The 21,293-nt window shown below is 41.1% G+C and carries 26 protein-coding genes and 1 pseudogene; all 27 read left to right on the top strand.

What is annotated here, in order from left to right:
• A pseudogene (locus ADA42_RS04480) lies at positions 1 to 240 on the top strand (hypothetical protein); the annotation flags it as partial.
• A gap of 560 nt (positions 241 to 800) precedes the next feature.
• The gene (locus ADA42_RS04475; RefSeq protein ID WP_048763823.1) at positions 801 to 980 is read left to right on the top strand and encodes a hypothetical protein; all 180 of its coding nucleotides are present in this window, start codon (positions 801 to 803) and stop codon (positions 978 to 980) included.
• Positions 970 to 1,437, top strand: a complete 468-nt coding sequence (locus ADA42_RS04470) for a hypothetical protein (protein ID WP_048763822.1) — start codon at positions 970 to 972, stop codon at positions 1,435 to 1,437. The genes ADA42_RS04475 and ADA42_RS04470 overlap by 11 nt, the downstream gene beginning before the upstream one ends.
• A complete protein-coding gene (locus ADA42_RS04465) occupies positions 1,406 to 2,047 on the top strand; it encodes a putative metallopeptidase (RefSeq protein ID WP_048763820.1) in 642 nt (213 codons plus the stop codon). Before ADA42_RS04470 ends, ADA42_RS04465 begins: the two co-directional genes overlap by 32 nt.
• A 59-nt stretch (positions 2,048 to 2,106) precedes the next feature.
• Positions 2,107 to 2,628 carry a DUF2280 domain-containing protein gene (locus ADA42_RS04460; protein ID WP_048763818.1) on the top strand — a complete coding sequence of 174 codons (522 nt, stop codon included), beginning with the start codon at positions 2,107 to 2,109 and terminating at the stop codon, positions 2,626 to 2,628.
• Positions 2,588 to 3,880 carry a terminase large subunit domain-containing protein gene (locus tag ADA42_RS04455; RefSeq protein ID WP_048763817.1) on the top strand — a complete coding sequence of 431 codons (1,293 nt, stop codon included), beginning with the start codon at positions 2,588 to 2,590 and terminating at the stop codon, positions 3,878 to 3,880. The genes ADA42_RS04460 and ADA42_RS04455 overlap by 41 nt, the downstream gene beginning before the upstream one ends.
• On the top strand, positions 3,877 to 5,325 hold the full coding sequence (locus tag ADA42_RS04450) for a DUF4055 domain-containing protein (protein ID WP_048763815.1): 1,449 nt from the start codon (positions 3,877 to 3,879) through the stop codon (positions 5,323 to 5,325). Before ADA42_RS04455 ends, ADA42_RS04450 begins: the two co-directional genes overlap by 4 nt.
• On the top strand, positions 5,318 to 6,427 hold the full coding sequence (locus tag ADA42_RS04445; protein WP_048763813.1) for a phage minor head protein: 1,110 nt from the start codon (positions 5,318 to 5,320) through the stop codon (positions 6,425 to 6,427). The genes ADA42_RS04450 and ADA42_RS04445 overlap by 8 nt, the downstream gene beginning before the upstream one ends.
• A 250-nt stretch (positions 6,428 to 6,677) precedes the next feature.
• Complete coding sequence (locus ADA42_RS04440) at positions 6,678 to 7,427, top strand: DUF6651 domain-containing protein (RefSeq protein WP_048763812.1); 750 nt, start codon at positions 6,678 to 6,680, stop codon at positions 7,425 to 7,427.
• A gap of 17 nt (positions 7,428 to 7,444) precedes the next feature.
• A complete protein-coding gene (locus ADA42_RS04435; protein ID WP_048763811.1) occupies positions 7,445 to 8,407 on the top strand; it encodes a major capsid protein in 963 nt (320 codons plus the stop codon).
• A 39-nt stretch (positions 8,408 to 8,446) separates the two neighbouring features.
• The gene (locus ADA42_RS04430; RefSeq protein ID WP_048763809.1) at positions 8,447 to 8,986 is read left to right on the top strand and encodes a hypothetical protein; all 540 of its coding nucleotides are present in this window, start codon (positions 8,447 to 8,449) and stop codon (positions 8,984 to 8,986) included.
• A 4-nt stretch (positions 8,987 to 8,990) separates the two neighbouring features.
• Positions 8,991 to 9,365, top strand: a complete 375-nt coding sequence (locus tag ADA42_RS04425) for a hypothetical protein (RefSeq protein WP_048763808.1) — start codon at positions 8,991 to 8,993, stop codon at positions 9,363 to 9,365.
• Entirely contained in the window at positions 9,362 to 9,727 is a 366-nt protein-coding gene (locus ADA42_RS04420; protein WP_048763807.1) for a hypothetical protein, read from the top strand. The genes ADA42_RS04425 and ADA42_RS04420 overlap by 4 nt, the downstream gene beginning before the upstream one ends.
• Before the next feature lie 37 nt (positions 9,728 to 9,764).
• Positions 9,765 to 10,433: a hypothetical protein gene (locus tag ADA42_RS04415; protein ID WP_048763804.1), complete on the top strand. Its 669-nt coding sequence runs from the start codon at positions 9,765 to 9,767 to the stop codon at positions 10,431 to 10,433.
• A 59-nt stretch (positions 10,434 to 10,492) separates the two neighbouring features.
• On the top strand, positions 10,493 to 10,873 hold the full coding sequence (locus ADA42_RS04410) for a hypothetical protein (RefSeq protein ID WP_048763803.1): 381 nt from the start codon (positions 10,493 to 10,495) through the stop codon (positions 10,871 to 10,873).
• Between the two features lies 1 nt (position 10,874).
• Entirely contained in the window at positions 10,875 to 11,273 is a 399-nt protein-coding gene (locus tag ADA42_RS04405) for a phage tail terminator-like protein (protein WP_048763801.1), read from the top strand.
• A gap of 87 nt (positions 11,274 to 11,360) precedes the next feature.
• Positions 11,361 to 12,287 (top strand): phage tail tube protein, encoded by a 927-nt coding sequence (locus ADA42_RS04400; protein WP_048763799.1) that lies wholly within the window; start codon positions 11,361 to 11,363, stop codon positions 12,285 to 12,287.
• Positions 12,287 to 12,766 carry a hypothetical protein gene (locus ADA42_RS04395; RefSeq protein ID WP_048763797.1) on the top strand — a complete coding sequence of 160 codons (480 nt, stop codon included), beginning with the start codon at positions 12,287 to 12,289 and terminating at the stop codon, positions 12,764 to 12,766. The genes ADA42_RS04400 and ADA42_RS04395 overlap by 1 nt, the downstream gene beginning before the upstream one ends.
• 422 nt (positions 12,767 to 13,188) lie before the next feature.
• Positions 13,189 to 13,515: a hypothetical protein gene (locus ADA42_RS04390; RefSeq protein ID WP_048763795.1), complete on the top strand. Its 327-nt coding sequence runs from the start codon at positions 13,189 to 13,191 to the stop codon at positions 13,513 to 13,515.
• A gap of 477 nt (positions 13,516 to 13,992) precedes the next feature.
• A complete protein-coding gene (locus ADA42_RS04380) occupies positions 13,993 to 14,787 on the top strand; it encodes a DUF4760 domain-containing protein (protein WP_048763792.1) in 795 nt (264 codons plus the stop codon).
• 95 nt (positions 14,788 to 14,882) lie between these two features.
• Entirely contained in the window at positions 14,883 to 15,059 is a 177-nt protein-coding gene (locus tag ADA42_RS18560; RefSeq protein WP_171249915.1) for a hypothetical protein, read from the top strand.
• A 9-nt stretch (positions 15,060 to 15,068) separates the two neighbouring features.
• Positions 15,069 to 15,395, top strand: coding sequence for a DUF4236 domain-containing protein (locus ADA42_RS04375; RefSeq protein WP_048763790.1), 327 nt, complete (start codon positions 15,069 to 15,071; stop codon positions 15,393 to 15,395).
• A 10-nt stretch (positions 15,396 to 15,405) separates the two neighbouring features.
• The gene (locus tag ADA42_RS04370) at positions 15,406 to 15,807 is read left to right on the top strand and encodes a J517_1871 family lipoprotein (RefSeq protein WP_048763788.1); all 402 of its coding nucleotides are present in this window, start codon (positions 15,406 to 15,408) and stop codon (positions 15,805 to 15,807) included.
• A 34-nt stretch (positions 15,808 to 15,841) separates the two neighbouring features.
• Positions 15,842 to 16,120 (top strand): hypothetical protein, encoded by a 279-nt coding sequence (locus ADA42_RS04365; RefSeq protein WP_048763787.1) that lies wholly within the window; start codon positions 15,842 to 15,844, stop codon positions 16,118 to 16,120.
• Between the two features lie 201 nt (positions 16,121 to 16,321).
• The gene (locus ADA42_RS04360) at positions 16,322 to 16,849 is read left to right on the top strand and encodes a Rha family transcriptional regulator (protein WP_048763785.1); all 528 of its coding nucleotides are present in this window, start codon (positions 16,322 to 16,324) and stop codon (positions 16,847 to 16,849) included.
• Between the two features lie 69 nt (positions 16,850 to 16,918).
• Positions 16,919 to 20,953 carry a tape measure protein gene (locus tag ADA42_RS04355; protein ID WP_048763784.1) on the top strand — a complete coding sequence of 1,345 codons (4,035 nt, stop codon included), beginning with the start codon at positions 16,919 to 16,921 and terminating at the stop codon, positions 20,951 to 20,953.
• Between the two features lie 2 nt (positions 20,954 to 20,955).
• A complete protein-coding gene (locus ADA42_RS04350) occupies positions 20,956 to 21,210 on the top strand; it encodes a hypothetical protein (RefSeq protein WP_048763782.1) in 255 nt (84 codons plus the stop codon).
• The last annotated feature ends 83 nt before the right edge of the window (positions 21,211 to 21,293 follow it).

The following is a 21,293-nucleotide window of genomic DNA, read 5'->3' as shown; positions in this document are numbered from 1 at the left end:
AAAGGCTATCCAGAAGGCGCGAAATTCTGTGATAAATGCGGAGGTACAGGAAAGCGGCCTTACACCTTGCATGAAAAAATTACGATTGCAGATCTTAAAGTTTCGAAGTCTGGTTACTCAGAACGCTATGAACCTTATGAGCTTATAGCTGAGGGATGTATTGAGAATTGGGAAAACAGCATAAGAAACAATCTTGCACGCTCATTTCATTTTGAGCCAAACGAAGTTGTTTTAGCTTGACATAGACAGAACGTTTAAGTATAAGTATTTCTAAAATGGGCGTTTTGTTAATTGAATGCCCCAAAGATAAATTAAAGCTCATCTAACCGATGGGCTTTTTTATTGCTTAAATTTCAGATCAATCATAATTAACTGGTGATTCTATGAAAAACTGTTAGCCATTTAGGTAACTTGGATTTGTGACGCTTGCATTATTTGTGGGCTATAAAGCGCAAACGGTGGGATGCAGAAACCAGCCGTATAAATCGGTTTGAATCCAATGTGATTTCGTCACACATTGAGTTAGCCTTAGAGCCACAAGTTGTGGGTGACACCCCGCCCAAAGAGAACGAAAAACATAAAAACTGATCAATAGCTAACTTTGAGAAGTGAATAGTGTTGAGTAGAGCGAGCCGACCGACTAAAGTTCGGCATTAAATTTTTAACCATTAATTAAAATTACCCCACTCGCAACAGTGCATGCGAGTAATTCGCCGGACGGATTGCGGCAAATGAAACCCCGCTAAATATCGATTATTGGCGGGGTTTTTCTTTCTTTATTTTTTAATGACGGGGTGCCTATGGATATTCTCGAAGCGAAAAAGAACTTAAAAAAGTTGCATGAAGATAAAGAGAAAATCGAAAGCTTGAATCATTTGAATGCGCCAATCGCATTTAAATTTGAGTGTGATAAGCGCCTTCGGCAGATCGACGGGAACATTGAGATAATCAAACAGAACATTAAGCGCTATGGACGTTGATGCATATAAGCGAGCTACAAACAAAAAGCCGTATAAGCCAAAGCCAAGAACCAGACCTTTACCTAAGGCTAAAATTAGCTACGAGGAAGCCGAAGAAGACTTTGAAAAAGCCTTGAACATACTTGGCATCAAGTACGAGAAGAAATTTCAGTTCATATCCACTAAGCATTGGCGTTTTGATTTTCATCTGATTGAGCACAAGATTCTAGTCGAGATATCTGGCGGGCCTTGGTCTGGTGGACGCGGTGGCAAGCTTGCAACAAAAGCTTGGAGCATGGAGCGTTACGATCGCGCTTATGAATTGGGTTATACAGTTGTTCGTATAGAGTCAGCCAGCAGATACAAGATTGATGATTCTGGTCCATTACAGATTAAATCAAACTTCGCCGTTTCATGGCTCAAAAGGTTAAGAGGGCAAACATTCAATGGACCAATACAGACCATTTCCCCAGACTGACTTTATAGATCAAGCTGAAGAAGAGGAATCGATTCGCATCATTGCTGCGCCAGAACTAAAAGAATGGGTGATTGAGAATTTCTTAACGCTGGGCGGAGAGTTGCATAACCCGGATCATGATCATATCGCTGAGCTACTTCACGATGACCAAACGTTTCTAGCCTTTGCTTGGGCATCATCTGCTTTTACACGGGCTAAGCGCATGGTATTGGGGCAATGTGAAAAAGTCATGTTCAACCAAGGTGGGTGGAAGAAAGCACGCCAAGAGCAACAGATGCGTGATTGGTTCGGCTTTGTTCCTATTTATCTCATTACCATTGATGCTGGCTTTTGCGAGCAAGCGAGTGATCGTGAGTTTTGTGCTCTGATTGAACATGAGCTTTATCACATTGGTGTTGAGCGTGATGGAGACGGAGAGATTGTCTATAGCGATCATACAGGCTTACCTAAACATTATTTGGCGGGCCATGACGTAGAAGAATTCATTGGCGTAGTTAAACGCTGGGGTGCAAGTGATGACATTAAGCGTCTGGTCGAAGTCGCGAAGCAGGCGCCGTTTGTTTCAGAAAAGAATATAGCTGCAAGTTGTGGGACGTGTTTGATTAAGTAGAGCCTTCGGGCTCTTTTTTTTGACTATCTTGCTTTACGTAGCTTTACGAAGGTGAGTTTATGGCAGCACTTAAAGAGCCTGTGAAAATCTTTATAGTTCAGTCTCTTGCTTGCTTTGAAACACCTCAACAAGTTGCTGATGCTGTAAAGCAAGAGTTTAATATCGAAATAGAGCGTCAGCAGGTCGCACTTTACGATCCGACTAAGTCAACAGGAAAGAATCTGAGCAAGAAGCTTAAAGATCTATTTCATACAACACGTAAGAACTTCAAATCCAACATTTATGACATTCCCTTAGCCAACAAAGCAGTCCGACTCAATGAACTGCAAAAGATGTATGTTGACTGGAAGAACAACAAAGTTAAAAAGCAAGGGATTATCAAGCAGATCAAAGATGAAATGCATGGTTATGAAATTCAGTTATTAGATGAGCAACTTAAACAGCTCGAAATTGACAAGATCAAGAATGGAGACGGTGAGGGCGCAGACGATCCAACACCAGTCAAAGTCACTATTCAAGTCGTAGATGCGAGTAAAAAAGATGCCCAACATCAATCCGACGCTGAATGTACCTCAGGCTGAATTTCTACAACTAAAAAATAAATTTCGTGCTTTCGTTGCTGGTTTTGGATCAGGAAAGACCTGGGTAGGTTGTTCAAGCCTATGCGATAAGTCATGGGAGTTTCCTAAAGTACCTTTGGGGTATTTCGCACCTACTTACCCGCAGATTCGAGATATATTTTTTCCAACCATTGACGAGGTGGCTTTCGACTGGGGGCTAAAGACCAAAATCTACGAGTCGAATAAAGAAGTTGATATTTACTATGGCCGGCAATATCGAAGTACAGTGATTTGTCGATCAATGGAAAAGCCTCAAACGATCGTAGGTTTTAAAATTGGCCATGCGTTGATTGATGAGCTGGATGTCATGCCGACGCTTAAGGCGCAACAAGCATGGCGTAAGATCATTGCACGTATGCGCTACAAGCAAGCCGGTTTGTTGAATGGTATTGACGTTGCTACAACCCCTGAGGGGTTTAAGTTTACGCATCAGCAGTTTGTTAAAGAAGCAAACTTAACACCTGTTAAGCGCGCACTGTATGGAATGATTCAGGCTTCCACATACGACAATGAAGCTAATCTACCTGATGACTATATTTCATCTTTGTTTGAGTCATATCCGCCGCAATTGATCTCAGCTTACTTGAAAGGTCAGTTTGTCAATTTAACCAGTGGTGCTGTTTATCCAGACTTTGATCGAAAGCTAAATCACACCGATGAAGAAATTCAACCTAATGAACCTTTGATCATTGGTATGGACTTTAACGTTTTGAAAATGGCTGCAGTGGTCTATGTGATTCGTGAGGGTAAGCCATTGGCACTTGATGAGATGGTCGGGGTACGAGATACACCAACCATGGCAACACTGCTAATTGAAAGATTTCCTCTGCACGATATGACGGTGATACCTGATGCAGCAGGACAAGCGACCTCATCAAAAGCGGCCAGTGAGTCAGATCACGCTATTTTAAGATCTAAGGGTTTTCGTGTTGAAGTGGATGGTACCAATCCTGCCATTAAAGATCGTATCAACGCCGTTAATGCTTTGATATTGAATGGCGACGGTGAGAGAACACTCAAGGTCAATACAAATAAATGCCCACGCTTCACGGAAACACTCGAACAGCAAATTTACGATGATTTTGGTATGCCGGATAAGAAATCTGGACTTGACCACGTCGGGGATGCTGGCGGTTATCCTTTGGCAAAAAGATTTCCAATTATCAAGCCAGTGACGCGCATTGATATCCCAATTTTTGGAAGAAGAACATGACAGTAACAACACGGCATCCTGATTATGATGAAAACATCGAACTTTGGATTAAGTTGGATGATGTCTGTAAAGGCCAAAAAGCAATTAAAGCGAAAGCTAAAACTTATCTGCCGGTACCAGAAACTTTTGGTGATGGTGATACAGATCGATATAAAGATTATCTTGGTCGTGCAGTGTTCTATGGCGTGACTGGTCGAACACTGAATAGCTATATTGGTTCAGCATTCAATAAACTACCTGAGTTTAAGCGACCAGAAGCACTTGAATACATGGAGCGAAATGCCGATGGAGCGGGACGTTCAATCTTTCAATGTTCGCAACGAATGCTAAGACTGGTCATGAAACATTACCGCTGCGCCGTGTATGTCGATTACCCGAATGTGGCTCCAAGTCGTAACCGGGAAGAAGATAAGCGAAAAAATGCATTTCCAATGATCCACACACTGAATGCAAAAAGTGTCATCGATTGGGATTACATCATTGTTGGGAACCAAAAGAAGCTCAGTTTTGTCAAAATTCTAGAAATAGTTTCCACTCGTGGAGCTGATGGATTTACTCGCCAAAGCAAAGAGCAATATCGTGTACTACGCTTAGAAGGTGGAGAGACGGGTAACCTCTTTTACACCGTACAGATCTATACCAGTGATGATGATGGCAATTGGGCTGAGGATATAAAGTACACACCCACTGATTACCATGGTGCCACTTGGTCCTATATCCCTTTTTCATTTTGTGGTGCCGTCGATAACTCAGATGATATTGATAATGCGCCGTTGTTAGAGCTTGCTGATTTAAATCTGGCGCATTATCGGAACTCTGCAGATGTAGAAGAGTCTGGATTTATTGTAGGTCAGCCTACAGTTTGTCTGCCTAGTGTCAGTCATGAGCAGTATGAAATCATCAAAAAAGACAAACTCTCAATTGGAGCTCGTAACGGATTTCCGACCAAAGTTGAAATTGTGCAGGCAGAGGATAATAACCTGGCTAAACAGTTGATGACTGACAAGTGGGAGCAGATGAAGGAAATGGGCGCTCGACTCATTGAGGTTGGATCTGCAAACAAGACTGCAACCCAGTCAGACAATGAGGATTCAATTCAGCACTCTGTGGTATCGCTTGCTGTATCGAATATCAGTGAGGTTCTGACCATGGCATTACGTTGGTGTGCCAAGTTTGCTTTACCTGATCATGAATTGGGTCCAGAAGAGCTGAGCTATGTTATTTCCCAAGATTTCAACAAGCCTAAATTCAGTGAAGAGCGTGCTAAGCGTCTTTATGAAGCCTGTGTGGGGGATTACCTTCCGTGGGCAGTTTGGTACAAGTACGAACAGACTGGCATGTTTACTGAGGAAAAGTGGGACGAGATTCAGAAACAGATTGATCAGCAGCGTATGAGTAATCCGCTAGGTAACTACAATCCAAATTCTGGTGGTGGTAATGAATGAAGATGAAATTCAGCAGGCACTTATTGATTTACTTACGCAACATAATGCATATCTTCAGCGATTATCATCATCAGCAGTAAATGAGATCCTGGTTCGATTTGATTCAGTCACTAGCGTGGCCTTAGGCCAACTTTTACAGCAGATGAATGATCTGGAAGATGCTGAGTTGGCTATTCTTATGAGTGGCCGATATACCACGCCAACATTGAAGCAGATTCAGGTATCGATCAATGAGTTGCAGCAAAGCATTTCAGTTCAGTTGCCTGAAATCATGACAGCTTCCAGTATCGCATTGACTGCATATGAAGCAGCTTATATCTACCGTATTGCTGATAAAAAAGTACCTGCCATCGATGGGGAAAGTTTATATAAGCAAGTCAAAAGAAAACCTTATGCTGGTGGGCAACTTGTAGATCAAATCTTTCCAAACATTGCACAAAACTTGCGTAAGAAGATCGAGTATGTGGTTCGGGATGGCATTTCGAATGGACAGACCAATCAGCAGATTATTCAACGTATCAAAGGCACTAAGCGTTTGAAGTTTGCCGATGGATTGCTGAATGAGTCTAGAAATCACATTGATGCAGAAGTCAGAACTGCCAGAGCTCACGTAAGCTCTGTTGTTTACTCCGATACATGGAAGGCACTAGGATTTGATTACGTACGCGATGTTGCGACACTGGACGGCCGTACGAGCCTTTATTGTGCATCAATAGATGGGCGGATCCAAAAAGCTGATGGTACCCAGAAAAAGCCGCCGTATCACCGCCGTTGCCGAACTGTGCAGGTGGGTTGTGATGAGACGGGATCAATATCTGGTTTACGTCCGTTTGTAGCGGATGACAGGCCAGTGCGAAACATACCGAAAGATGAGCGATCTGGGAAAATTGGTCAGGTAAATGCCAATGAAACCTATGCAAAGTGGTTTGCTCGCCAAGATAAAACTTTTCAGCTCAACATGCTGGGCAAAACACGGTATGAACTCTATAAATCAGGTGGATTTACAATTGATAAGTTTGTGGATCCACTTAGTGGTACCAAGTTTACCATTGCTGAGTTGAGGCAAATGGATCAGCAAACATTTAAGGAGTTGGGATTGTGAAACAAATAACTATGACTGAAGTTGAATACATCCTCAGCACAAATCTTATTCTAGTGCCATTTATTCGGAAGGTGATTCCAAGATATATGGCGATTTTTGGTTATAGCTTTAAACAAACCAAAGCACATATCCTGATATAAACCCAATTTTAACCAATAGCAGCCAAACGGCTGCTTTTTTATTGCCTTTAATTCGGATGAATAGGGCGCAACGAGCGGATGCTCATCTCAGTAATAGGGTCGGATGACTTATGAAACTTAAAACGGTAACTATCGAAAATAAGACGTATGCAGAGGTAAATGAACAAGGTCAACCGATCTATATTCATGATGATGGCAAAGAAGTTGGACATGATGCACCTCAAACCGTGGCAACAATTGCCCGTCTAAATGGGGAAGCCAAAACAAACCGCGAGCGCTACGAAAAAGCGGAATCTTCCCTTAAGGCGTTTGAAGGTATTGAAGATCCAGCGGCAGCGAAAAAAGCAATTGAAACTTTGAAAAACTTTGATGACAAAAAACTGGTGGATGCTGGTGAAGTCGAAAAGGTGAAGGCTGAGGCGATCAAGGCAGTTGAAGAAAAGTATGCGCCGATCGTTCAGGAACGTGATGCATATCAAACCCAATTGCACAACGAACTTATCGGCGGTGGATTTGCTCGTTCTAAGTTTATTCAAGAAAACGTTTCTGTTCCGGCAGACATGATTCAGGCCCAGTTCGGTAAAAACTTCAAGATCGAAGATGGCAAGGTCGTGGCTGTAGGTGCAGATGGTCAAAAAATCTTTTCTCGTGCACGTCCTGGTGAAGTCGCTGACTTTGACGAAGCTTTAGAAACTTTGATTGGTGGATATCAATACAAAGATTCAATTTTAAAAGGTTCTCAAGCCGGTGGTGGGGGATTTCAGGGCGGTGGGCAAGGCAGTGGTGCCAAAAAGTCACTCGCGGAATGTAAGACCGAGGAAGAAAAAATTGCCTACTTGAAACAAGCAGGTACCCAATAATTTAGGAGTTCAAACTCATGCCTTTTGATTTACAGGTATTTAACAAGCAAACCTACATTGCAATGACCGAAACGGTTGCTCAGGACATTGCAAAGTTCAATGAAGCCTCACAAGGTTCAATTGTTTTGATCAATCAGCCGTTTAGTGGTGATTTCAATATGAAAGCATCATTCAAGGCGATTAACGGCATTGTACGCCGTCGTAATGCTTATGGGACTGGAACAGTTGCAGCTAAACGGCTCGAGCAATTGCTCGATGTTGCAGTAAAGGTTGGAGCAGGTACACCACCCATCGAATACGAAAAACAACAGTACACATGGGTTTTACAGAATCCTGAATTGGCTGCATTAACCATTGGCGAGCAGCTGGGCAAGGCCAAGATTGCAGATATGCTGAATGCCGGGATTACTGCCGGTGTTGCTGCTATCAGTGGGCAGAGTTCTTTGATTGAAGGCAGCGCCACGGCAGATGCATCTTTTCGCTTGTTGAATAAAGGTGCTGCACGAATGGGAGACCGTTCAGGTGCATTACGTGCCTGGGTAGTTCACTCGACTACGATGCACAATCTCTTTGATAACGCTCTCGCCAACAGTGAACGCTTATTCATGTATGACGGTGTGAACGTTGTGCGTGATCCATTTGGACGAGTATTTGTGGTGACTGATTCTCCAGCACTTTCCGCAACTTCTGGTGATCCTGCTACAACAGTCTATAACTCACTTGGATTGGTTGAAGGTGCAATTGCTATCAATGACAATCAGGATTTCAATGCCGAACTGGTTCCAACCACGGGCAGTGAAAATCTGAAATACACCTATCAAGCTGAATGGTCATATGGTGCAGGTGTGAAAGGTTATGCCTGGGATACTGCCAACGGTGGTAAATCTCCAAACGATGCAGCAATTGCAACGCCAAGCAATTGGGATTTGATCGCATCGAGTCTCAAAGATACAGCTGGTGTCTTGATCAAAACAAAATAATTGGAGGCCCCGCAAGGGGCTTTTCATTTGGAGCAAAGCATGAAAACCAAAACTAAGAAGATTTACTTCACTGATGACTTTTCAGTAGAGAATGTTGAAAAGCTGCAAAGTGAAGGATGGATCTTACGTAATGCATCTGCAGTAAAAGAAAGTGATTTCATTGAAACGGCTGATGAATACGGTGGCAAAGTACCAGAGCACTATAAGGCCAAAGCCGACACCATTACTGTGAATATCAACACTGAAGTTGCGCCAGAGCTACAACAAGCTATTGATGATGCAAAGGCTGAGTGTGAAAAGTTAGTTGCGGATAATGACAGCCTTAAACGTCAGGTTGAAGCGCTGCATGTTGTGCATCGTGAAAACTCAGAATTAGTATCTGAAAATTCTCGTTTAAAAGAGCAACTGTTACTTGCAAACAATGCTCTCAATCAGACCACTATTGAGCGTGATGATTTAGTAACCAAAGTTCAATCACTTGAAAAAACAGTTGGTGAACTTGAATCCAAAGTTAAGAAGCTGACTGCTGCGGAAGCCAAAGCTGCGAAAGCTGTGGATGTTGGATCACAAAAGGAATAAATCTATGAGCTTTATCAATGTAGCTGAGGCCGAATCAATTCTTGGCCATGATTTTGCCGAAGACAATGACAAAGCTCGACTTGTTCTATTGGCCAATACTTGGATGAAAAATGAGATTGGCCGTGAGCCTGAGGTTATTGATCCTTTGCTAAAAGATGCAGCGTGTGAAATCATAAAAGGCCTGATTGCCAATGTGATTTATGTTGGTACCGAGAGACTGACAACCAAAGAGAAGGTAAAAGCTGATTCTGTAGAAGTTGAAGAAACATTTGCCGAGGGTAGTCGAGAAATCTCAAAGTTTGAGCAAATTGCTAAGGCATTCATCACTTCTTTGGACTTAAAAGGCAAGGGCTTCTCATTCGGAGTATACCGAGGATGATCAGAAATAAAATCCAAGCCAAAGTTGGCAAAGCTTTCGATAAAAAACTTGCTGACGCCGTCCACTCATTCACTTGTGAACGTATCACCAAATCAAACTGGGATCCGAAAACAGAAACTTACTTTGAAACCAAAGAGATCTATACTGGTCGTGGCGTCCTGTTTGGCTCATATAGCCAGTATGAGATTTTGACGCTCGGTGTGTTGGCCACGGATAAAAAGGCCACCGTACTGCAAAATGAAGTGAGTATGCTGCCCAAGATTGATGATGAATGGTCTACGGCAAAAGGTAATTATCGAGTGATGCACATTAAGCAGGATCCAACGGGAACTATTTGGAAATGCCAGTTGAGGAAGGTGTGATTACCTGATCTAATATTCCCCTAAATTAGGGGGATATATGGCCAAAAAGAAATTAGAAGATCAAATCAAGATTATCGGTTACTGGCTCTTTGGGGGTGTATTTTGGTATTTAGTTGTGAGTTTCTTTTTATTGAGCAATTATCCAATTCAAGATTATATTTTTGATCATCAAAAAGCCTACGATGTTCTCAAAGATGCATTTACTTTAGCAGCTGCTTTTCTTGCGCCAATTACTGCATTTGTTCTGTTTACTGATTGGCGCTCCCAGCACAAAGCAATCAAAAATGAAAATCTAAGTGTCGAAATTTTGAGAATTTTGCACAAGGAACTTTTACCCTTTTTTAATTTGAAAGCTAAAAGAGAAAAAGATGCCAAAAGTTTTAATGAGCATCAAATGCAATACCATATGCACATTGCTAATATTTTTTTAATGGTAGACGAGATCGAATCTATCAATGATCAATCAATATTTTTTAAGAATTGCATAAAGAGTCTGGAAAAAGATTTCTCAGGTTTATATTGGTCTCTCTATAAACAGATAGATATCGTATTTCAATATAATGAAATCGCAAATTTTCTTGATACTTCATCTATGAGAAGAAAAAATTATCTTTTAGAGGAATTAGATAAATATGAAAAATTGAACGAGATTCACTACCAGAATATTATGCAAGGAATTGATAATTTAGAATCTTTAAGAGTGTAAAAATTGCTTTTACTAACTATTCCAAAATGATTGGATGTTGAAGAAAAATGAGGCATCGAATGGCATGGAAAAACAAACCGACTGAATTTATCCGAGTCGTTGAGCAAGAGCTGACTCAAACTCAAAAAAAGATCGTGGCTGACACGCTTCAAGGTGTTGTGTTGGCCAGTCCAGTGGATACCGGCGCATTTCGCGGTAATCATCGAGTATCAATTGGATCTGTGGACGCTACAGCGAGTTCAAGTGAAAAAGATACGAGCGGAGCAGGCACAATCTCAAAAGGACTGCAAAACCTAATCGCATTAAAGCCATTTCAGACAGTCTTTATCTCAAACTCTTTGCCTTACGCCTATCGCTTGGAAAATGGCTGGTCTGATCAAGCACCGCAGGGCATCTACCGAACGACATTTACATACATTATGCAGAAATACGGTGGTTAATATGGCCATGACACTTGAACAAGCTCGGCAGACCATTGTGGCGCGAATGCAGAGTTTTAATGGTATTGCACAAGAGCGGATCCATTATCCTAATGCGCCCGATTTTAAGGTACCTGATACCGGACTATGGTGCCGATTAAGTATCTTAGGTGGACAGAGCTTTATCGCTGGTTTAGCAGATCAACCGAATACACGCCGTACTGGTAACATCATGATTCAGTGCTTTGCTCGGCCTAATACTGGTGAAAAAGCGATTACAGATTTGAGTGATAAGTTACTTGCCCATTTTGAGTATTTCTCATTTCAGCATCTGGAGTGCTTAGAAGGCCAAAGTGTCTACTCAGGTCGAGATGCTGACTTTGTTCAATATAATGTCACGGTTTCCTATCGAATAAACTAACTGCTTTATCAATACAACGATCGATTCATCAAATCATCCATACCACCTCATTGGTGGTTTTTTTATGCCTAAATCAAGGAGAAACCAATGGGTTCAGGTACCAAACAGCTCGTACAGTTCGCACCTGAGGCAACTGTAGGAACAACACCAAGTCCATTTGCACGTACAACTTTGCCTTTCACAAGTTGTTCAATCAATGCGAATGCCAACAAAACAGCATCGAATACGATCAAAGACAGTCGAATCGCATCTGGCCAATACATTACTGGGGTGGATTATGCAGGGGACATCGAAACCGAGTTTCAATACGGTGCTTACGACACTTTACTTGAGTGTGTTGCTTTCAATCCATGGACCGCCAATGTACTGACATTTGGCGGTACGACGCGCAAAACTTTATCTGTATTACGTGGCTTTACAGACAACAATGACTATCACACGTTCTCTGGTCTGCATGCGAATCAGTTCAAGCTGACTGTTCCTGAAAATGGTTTGATCACGGCAACTTTCAGCTTTATGGGAATGGGCCGCGCTAAAGCGACCGCTGCACCAGCTGGTACGATTACTGCTGCAATGTCGAATCCTTTGATGTCCAGCGTATCGATTGGCGACATTCTAATTGATGGCGCCGTGATCGCTGGTGCGTGTATTACACAGTTCGACTTTACCTGGGATAACTCAATGCAGGTTCAACGCTGTTTGGGTAAGGGTCTAAACATTAGCGCAATTCTTGAGATGGTTGCTGGAGGCACTGGTAACTTTACCGTAGCGTGGTCACAAAACACATCTTTGCTCTATGAAAAGCAGTTCCTCAATATACCAATTGCACTCTCGATCCCAATGGCGGACAGTGATGGTAATAAATATGTATTGGCCTTACCTAAAGTTCAGGTGACAGCGCCATTGCCGAGCTCAGGAAATTCTGAAATTACCAGCTCACAGTTTGCTTATACCGTGGCAGACGTGGCACCAACCCTTACACGTATGCCTGTTGCAGTGGGCGGAGGTTCATAATGCTAATCGAAATTAAAGAGCAACCAAAAGCGGAATTTAGTCAGAAGTGGTTTGAGTATAAAGATGATGTAAAGCTACTCATTGCTAGCTCTGGTAAGCCATCGTTTAACCGTACGCTTGAACTGAACAACTTGCAGGCTGAGCAAGAACTGCGGGGCTATCGTGAAGTAACAGATGAGACAGCGCAGCAATCAGGCCTTGGCTTTAACCGGGCTGTATCGCATTTGCTGCTTGGATGGACAGGCATTGAGGTGGAACAGGGTAAGCCGCTTGAATACACTCAAAAGAATGCTGAGCTGATCTGTACAAGCTCGACAGAAAGTAACTCGATAGTGTCATTTGTTTTTAGCAAAGCCCTTGAGCTTAATAAAGAGCGCGATGCTGAGGTTAAAGATGTAGTGGGAAAGCCCTTGAGCACTACGAGTACCGAAACCACAAGTGGGACCAAGAAAAAACGAGCCAAATCTATAAACGGCTAGGTCTTTTAACCCCCAAACTTCCTGAAAAAAGCTTCATTGGTCAATACATCAATGAGGCTTTTTCTTTGATCAGTCGGGGGCGTGACTATATCTGCACAGCACATTCGATTACGCCTAAAAGTTTGAGCCTGCATGATATCAATGCTTACTTTAATGTTTATGGATGTGATCTGGATAAGGGGCTTTTTGTTGAGTGCATATTTGCGCTCGACAATAAATTTATGGAAAGCTCGGTTAAAACCACTTAGCTGAGTCTAATGTAGACATATCGAACCTCAACCTCTAATTTTTTGTCAGAGAATCAGTGTTAATTTTTTCATTTAAGAATTAATACGACATACAGTGTCGTAAAACCTCTAAGTGGTTAAAAGTAAGATTGATTTTTTGATAATCTTAAAATTTAAAACAAAAAAGAGGTTAATATGCGTGAATGGATCGAGGGTAGATTAGTAAGAATTGAGTATGCTTTTACCGAATTTCCGGTTCTAAAATGGAGAAGTATTTTCTTTGTATTCTTAGTTCTAATGGGAATTTTCTTGTACCAACCTTTAATAATTTTCTTGTACAAGTTCAATATTATGGGGGCTTATATCTTTCAAGATACTTTACAAGATAATCTAAAATTAGTCATTTGGGGGCAGGCTATTGTTCCATTACTAATAGCAATTTGGGGGTATTTGGATGTTTCTTCTCTGTATGAGCAGAAATATTTAAAGCGTTATAAATGTCTACCAAACTGGGTGGACTGAACTAAAAAGCCCTCAGGGGCTTTTCTTCTTTAACTCACTATCACATACCAGCACCGAATACCGCCCGCGATGGGTACGTATCTAATCACCCTGTATTGAGGATTCTCAATAAAAAACTCTGACATATCTATGGCGGGGTTTGAATACTGAGGGCGGGTGAAGTCTTTGGTTTGTTTCATTTCATTCATAAACTGATCAATTTTTGTAACTTTTAAAAGCCTATTATATTTATAAGTTATTGTAAAATATGTTTTTGTTGTGCCGTGCGACAACATTTAACGCTGCTAGTACTTACATGTATTGACATTTATAAAAAGTAAATATTTATCAAAGATGTTGCGCATAGGTATACTAAGCGATATTATAAATGCACACCCAGAAACATACCTACTGGGTGTTTTTGTCAATGGAGAAAAGCTATGAAAACACTATTTATTACAACAAATGTAATGGCTTTCGCATGCTCTGAGGGCTGGGATGGCTAAGAAAATTTTATCAGATTCTCAAAAAAGCGGATTAACACTACTCTTAGCGTTATCCGCTTTTTTAATGGCTACTTATTCTATATCAGATGAAATCTATAGATTTCTCAACATTTCTGAATGGAAGGTACCGGATTGGCTTTTATTTGCTCAATTAATTGTTTTTTTGGCATCCGCATATATTGCATACACAACAATTCACTCATCCAGAACAACTTCAAGAGAACGGGCAACACTAGACACAATTCTTGACGACAATAAGGATGAAACACTTGGGCTTTCCAAATCGATTGTTTTAAAATTCAATGAAAACCCTAAGCACTATTACGATCAAGCTGAAAACTCAGAATTAGATAAGCCGGGTGTAAAAGCATCTCACATTAGAGAAACTGATTATAATGAAACAGGTACAACAGTAACTGAAATTGACAAAGTGGAATTATCAACAACTATTGATAACTTAAATGGTCAAGAACAACGTATGACACTTGCATTGCTGCTTAGTGTTAATGAAGGTGATTTAACGAGACATGAAGCTAACGTAAGGATGCATTTACTTAAAGTTCTAAACAGGTATGAATTTTATGCTATTGGAATTAACAAAAAGCTGCTAGATGAAGAGATGTTTAAGCGAATGTATTGCACTACTATGCTTAAGTTTTGGGCTATATGCAGTCCAGCCGTATCACAGTTGCGTGAAACAGCCAAAAAAGACACCTTGTTTAGAGAGTTTGAATTATTAGCAACCCGATGGAAAGCCAATCCTCTAAAGTCAGAAGATATCAAATAATGAAACCCGCATCGGCGGGTTTTTTAATAAGTGTAATATGGTAACTGGCTCTTTTTTGAGCTAATCTCACTAGATAATAATTTAGTGGGTTTTATATGAAAAATATTATTTTAGCTTTAACGGTTGGCTTACTTACAATTTCAACAGCAGAGGCTGGTAAAGGAAGACAACCATGCTCTGGGAAAAAGGGCGGCATCAGTCATTGCCAAGGAAGTAAATTTGTATGCAATGATGGATCGATAAGTGCATCAAAAAAAATTTGCTCAAGATAAGGTGATGAAATGGGATTTAATTTCAGAAAGAGTTTCAAAATTGCACCGGGTGTTCGCTTAAATGTAGGTAAGAAAGGCATCTCTAGTGTTTCAGTTGGAGGTAAAGGTGCCAGAGTAAATGTGGGTAAAAAAGGAACGCGTACCACAGTTGGTCTTCCCGGTACTGGATTGTCATATTCAAGCTACAAGCCACACAAAAAAACAGTTCAAAATAATAAACGTCAGCCAGATTTTAACAATCCTGATTACCTATGGGGATACCCTAAATCAGAGTGGGTAGCTGCTGGAGTCGCAGGTTTGATAGTTTTGATGATATTTATTTGGATTGTAAGTTGAGAGCTAAATTATGAAAAAATTATTGTTAGGATTGGTTGTTGGGTTAGGTTTGGCGGGATGTGCCGCAACAAACGACTTAATGAGTGGCCAATTTAGCACAGTTGTTCCTACGCCAACTAATTTATCAGGTAACTGGTCGGGAAGTGGTGGACCATGGTTGGTAACGATTAAGTTTAACAGGGATGGAACTGGTTTGATGTGCCAAAGTTACAATGGCAAAGATATTCTAGATAAGATAAAAGTAGTCAATGATACTATCTATAATCAAAATAATCTCAAACTTAAAATCGTTTCAAACTCAAGTGAAAAACTTGAACTGAAAGCCAATTACTACATGGGTGCTTCATTTAATTTCATTCCAGATCCATTTTTAAAAAATGCATCCCCGTATTGTGAGAACGCACTAAAATAGATATTTATAACTACTAAAGTTAAGGTTAATTAAAATGTCAGAAGAAAATCAAGGTATGAGAGAAAGTGAAGTCTGCAACTTCATAGGTTGGGTGTTGATTGTGATTGGACTAATTGCTGGATTCATTTTTATATTGGTGTTTGGTCGGGTTGAAGTGCCAAGAGAGTATTATGGTACTGAAAAGGTGTGGTCTGGTGTTATGGTTATTACAGGAATTGGAATCATGCTTAATGGTTTTATAGTTGGCTACTTGTTCCAGAAAATAGCAAGCTTATTGCGATATCAAGAAAATAAAAAGATTGGATTAAATTAAAGCACCCTAGGGTGCTTTTTTATTACCTGTTGACAGTGCAACACCTCAACACCTTTTCAACCCTATTGACAAGATTTAAGATTTAACAAAGCGAAGCCGATCTAATAAGTCGGCTTTTTTAATGCCTGAAATATGGCAAACCATGACAAATGTCATCGAATTTGCATTCAGGCATTTGTTTTAAAATAAGGAGCGATTTAAATGAATGCGAAATTTAACCCTGTAAAACTTGTTGATGTTAAGGACGCACAACCTTATACAACAACATTACAAATTGCTATTGGACTTGGATTACAGCATGCCAGCGTCATCAAGTTAGTTAGAACGTATCGTCCTGACTTTGCAGATCTTGGCCCTATCAGATTTGAAATCCGAAAGGGTGAGCCACTGCAACATGGTGGTTATGCCAAAGCCACTGAATACGCTATATTGGACGAACAACAAGCAACATTTCTTATGACGTTATTAAGAAATAGTCCGCGAGTCATATCTTTCAAGAAAGCATTGGTTCGAGCATTCTTTGAGGCACGTACTCTATTGCAGACTGATTATTTTTCTTTAATCCAGAAGCGTGAAGCATTAAATGCAAAATTGGAATGTGAGAAAGATATCGCCAGCGCATGTGGTCGAGGCTTATCTCAATGGAAAAAGCAACGAGATGTACTTGAAACCGCTATTGCCAATGTGGATCGTCAGATTCAGCCGTGCCTATTTGAAAACCTGAATTAAATCATGCGAACCAATAAATTCTAAACCGATCCAATACGAGATCGGTTTTTTATTGCCCGGAGAAAAGTAATGGCAGCATCTACAAGCAGATTGGTCATAGAAATTAGCTCTGAACAAGCTAAACGCAATGCTGAACTTTTGAATCGTGAGTTACAGAGCATTGAAAAAAATGGAGACTTCGCTACAAAGTCTATGGATGCTATGTCTGTTGCCACACGTTCTCTAGCTGCACAAATGACAGCATTGGTTTCGGTTGGTGCTCTCATTTCAAAGATGGACGCTTATACGAATCTTCAAAACCGCCTGAAGCTTGTCACAAATTCACAAACAGAGCTCAATAAAGCAATGAGTGATACATTTGATATCGCTCAAAGAACACGGCAATCATGGGATGCTGCGGCACAGGTTTATCAAGGTTTTGCTAACAATGCTAAAACACTTGGTCTTACCATGGATCAGACAGCCAAACTCACTGAAACAGTATCAAAAGCTGTAGCTATCAGTGGTGCAAGCGCTGCCAGTGCAGAAGCAGCATTGGTACAGTTTAATCAGGCTTTGGGTGCGGGTGCGTTGCGAGGTGAAGAATTAAACTCGGTAATGGAGCAGACTCCAGCTTTAGCTCGAGCAATTGCTGAAGGTATGGGTATTACAGTTGGACAACTTCGTACTGTGGCTGCAACTGGTGCAATCACATCTGAGGCGCTGGTTAAAGCTCTAGAGAAAGCAAGCAAATCAGTAGATTCCCTGTTTGCCAAAACAGATCCAACCATTGGCCAATCATTCACGATGCTAAACAATGAGGTATCAAAGTTTATTGGTGAGGCAGGTAAGGCATCTGGTGCCGCTTCATTAACAGCAGATTCAGTAAAGCTTCTTGCCGAAAATCTTGATCTGGTGATTTCAAGTCTTCAAGTTGCAGGTGCTTACTATGTGGGAACTTATATCCCAGCAATATACGCATCTGTTGCCGCTGGTGCTGCAAAATCTAAACAACTCGTTGAGCAAACTGTTACTCAATATGGACTCATTCAGGCAGAAAAGGCAGCATCTGCTCAGGAAGTTGTAGGCTTGGAGGCTAAATTAGCCGCAACTCAGGTTACCCGTGTTCTTCTGGTAGAAGAATTAAAGCTTGAACTTCAACGTAAGAAAAGCCAGATATCAGCACAAGGATCGATTAACTCAGAATTACGTATGGGTTTGCTTCGTCAACAGCAAGCGCAAATTAATGCAGAACTAACTGCCACTGAAAATGCGTTAGCTGCGGCAAGAACCAGAGCTTCGGCCGCAAGTTCAGCTTCATTGGCCATTGGTGGTCGTTTGCTAGGTGTTTTAGGTGGTCCAGTAGGCTTGGGTTTGACTGTAGCAACTTTGGCCGGATCATATCTTCTTATGCGCGATAATGGGCTTGAAGCTAATGCAATGCTTAACGAGCAAAGTAAATATGCTCAAAAAAGCACTGAAGAGCTGAAATCTTTAGATAATGCACATAAATCTGTCGCAAAAAATGACTTAGCCCAAAAGTTTAAAGAGCAGAATGAGGAGTTAGATCGTCAGGCACGGCTATTTGCGAATGCGATTGGTGAAGTTGCTCAGTACAACAATCAAATGGGTAATGGTGCCAAGGTTAGTACTGACCTATATGCAATTCAGGCAGAGGTCCGCTCTGGCTCGCTGAGCCTTTCCGAGGCATTAAGCCGTGTCAATCAGATTGCCATGATTACTCCAGAGCAGCGCGCTCAAATGGTTTCACAGATCGAGCAATACGACAAGCTGTACGGCACTGTAAGCGAGAATGCAAAAGCACAAAAAGCCCTAGGTGTTGAGGTGAAAGTATCTGGTAATGCAGCCCAGAATGCATCCTCTCAACTTGATGGTCAGGCCAAGTCATTCAATAAAGTTGAGGAGGCTGCACGAGCTGCAAAAAATGCTTTGGAAAACTATAAATCTGGTGCTTTAGCTGATATTAAAGAGATGTCGGCCAAAACAACTTTGCTTATGAATAGTTCGCTCTCCAATAATCAAATTGACTATTTAATGAAGGCTTTGAAAGCGCTTAATTATGATCCAAAACTCACTGGAACTAATGAAGCAAAACAGCTTTTTAACTTGGCATTGCAACAAGCAAAACTTGCAGATACCGAAGATAAAATTGCGGAATCTAGGAAAGAATCTACAAAACAACTTCAAAAGCAGTATGAATACACCAAAGCGCAACAAAAGCTATTAGCCAAAGCTAACAGTGATGTTTCAAAAAGTGGTTTGGGTGCTTATGCGGAAAGTAAAGGTATTCCTGCAAGCTATATTGCTGGCTTGTATATGCAAGAATCCAAAGCAGGTACTGACCTTAAGAGTCACACAGGCGCATTAGGGAATTGGCAAACAACTTCTGGATACAGAAAAGACAACGGTATTTCACTTTCTGATAACAATGATTTTCTTAAAGTCGGGAAAATTGTAGTCGATAACATCGCCAAAGAGTTTGAGAAGTCAGGAAGCTTAGAACAAGCGATCCTTTCTCATAATGCGGGTGCAGGCGGCGCTAGGCAGTTTATGAAAAATGGTACAGTAGCAGGAGATCCAGCGCGTCAAAAAGAGGTTTCTGAATACTTTAGTAAAATCAGCAAGTGGGCAGCATGGTCAAGCGGAGGGAAAATTAGCAATGATCAGCGTTTTGATTTTGATGACTTCCTTGAAAAGCAACGCAAAAATCAAGAAGAAATCAACAAAATGCGTGATGATCTGGCGAGCGAAGATATTCAGCGCTTAAATGCTCACAACAAAAAAATAGCTGACATTACTAAAAACTTCACTGGTCAAGAGCGTGATAAATACATCATGCAGGAAAACCAGAGATATGATGCAACAGAGTCATTAGCCAAATTACAGTTTGAATCTCAGGTACAAGGGTGGCGTTGGATTGGTGAGGAGCGAATTAAAAACCAAGCCACAGTAGACAAAGCTGTAATTGACGCAACGAGAAGTATAACGGATCAACAAAAGGTGCTCGCTAAAGCGTCAATCGATGATCAGGCTAAGTACGAGATTGAGGCTTATCGAAGAACTCAGGAGTTAAAACTTCTTGAATTTAGAGCAATGCTTTACGCTCAGGTTGGTGATGCTCAAAAGGCTGCTATGGAATCCAAAGCTCAAGTAACTCTTAATCCAAATCAGTTGGGAAATTGGCAACTTCAAAATCAATTCAGCGACAGTATGTCTGGCGCATGGGATTCTTGGCAAAGCTCTCAGAAAAGTATTAATCAGATTGGTGACAATGGGCAGTATCTGAACGATGCTAATACTCGCCATAAAATGCTTTTAGAGGCGGAGCAAGCATACCAGGATCAACTAAAAGCTATAAGAGATAAGGGTGCTAGTGATGAAATGCTCTTAATCAGAAGCCAGCATGATAATCAACTCCAACTCTACAGCTCGTTGCTTTCAAGTGCATCTACCACTTGGGGTAATATGACTCAAATGGTCAAAGATGCCAGAGGTGAGAACTCCAAAACATTCAAAGCAATGTTTTTGGCTCAGCAAACCATGGCAATCGCTCAACAGATTATCAATACCGAATTAGCTGCAGGTGCAACCACTGCCCAAACAGGTATTTTCGGTCTACCTGCTGCGACTGCAATTCGGGCAATTGGATACGCTTCAGTTGGTTTAATTGCCGCTCAGACAATCGCAAGCTTCTCAACTGGTGGCCATGTTCGAGGCTCTGGTACTGAGACCAGCGATTCGATTCCTGCAATGCTTTCCGACAATGAGTATGTCATTAAAGCCAAGTCAGTTCGTAGTCTTGGAGTTGACACCTTGGACTACATAAACCGTATGGGTGAACTGCCAGTGAAACGAGCGTCTGGTGGATCTGTGGGGGATACGTCGAGTTATATTGTGGATCGGTATAAGTCTGAATCTGGATTCAAAGTAACTATTAATAATTATGGCAATGACGAGGTGCAAACTTCTCAGGATGCTGATGGTAATTTGATGGTTACTATAGGTAAGATGTTAGATCAAAAAATTGACTCTGGTGTAGATCGAGGCATTCAACGCAATCTTCGCCAAGGGTATCCATTACATAATGCAATAAAAGGAAAATAGAAATGTCGGAACAGTTCAATGAGTATACATTAGAGGTTGTTAAACAGATCACACTAGGCGATAAGGCAAATCGACTTTTAATTGGAAATTTAGCCAGAATATTAATTGAGAAAGGCTTGATTGATTTGAATGAGTATTTGTCATCAATCAATGATTTGAAAGAGGGTGTTAAAGAACACGATACCCCTGTAGAGCAGAGTGAGTTGATTGAAGCGTATTTTGATATACATATCAATGACTTTAAAAGTCCAACGTAAAAATGCCACCTTCGGGTGGTTTTTTAATGAGTAAAAATCATGAGCAACCAAAAATTTGACTGGCCAAGTGACTTGGACGGTAA

The sequence above is a fragment of the Acinetobacter sp. 243_ASPC genome, assembly GCF_001054715.1.
Taxonomy (GTDB): domain Bacteria; phylum Pseudomonadota; class Gammaproteobacteria; order Pseudomonadales; family Moraxellaceae; genus Acinetobacter; species Acinetobacter soli.
This window is presented reverse-complemented; position numbering and strand designations above follow the sequence as displayed.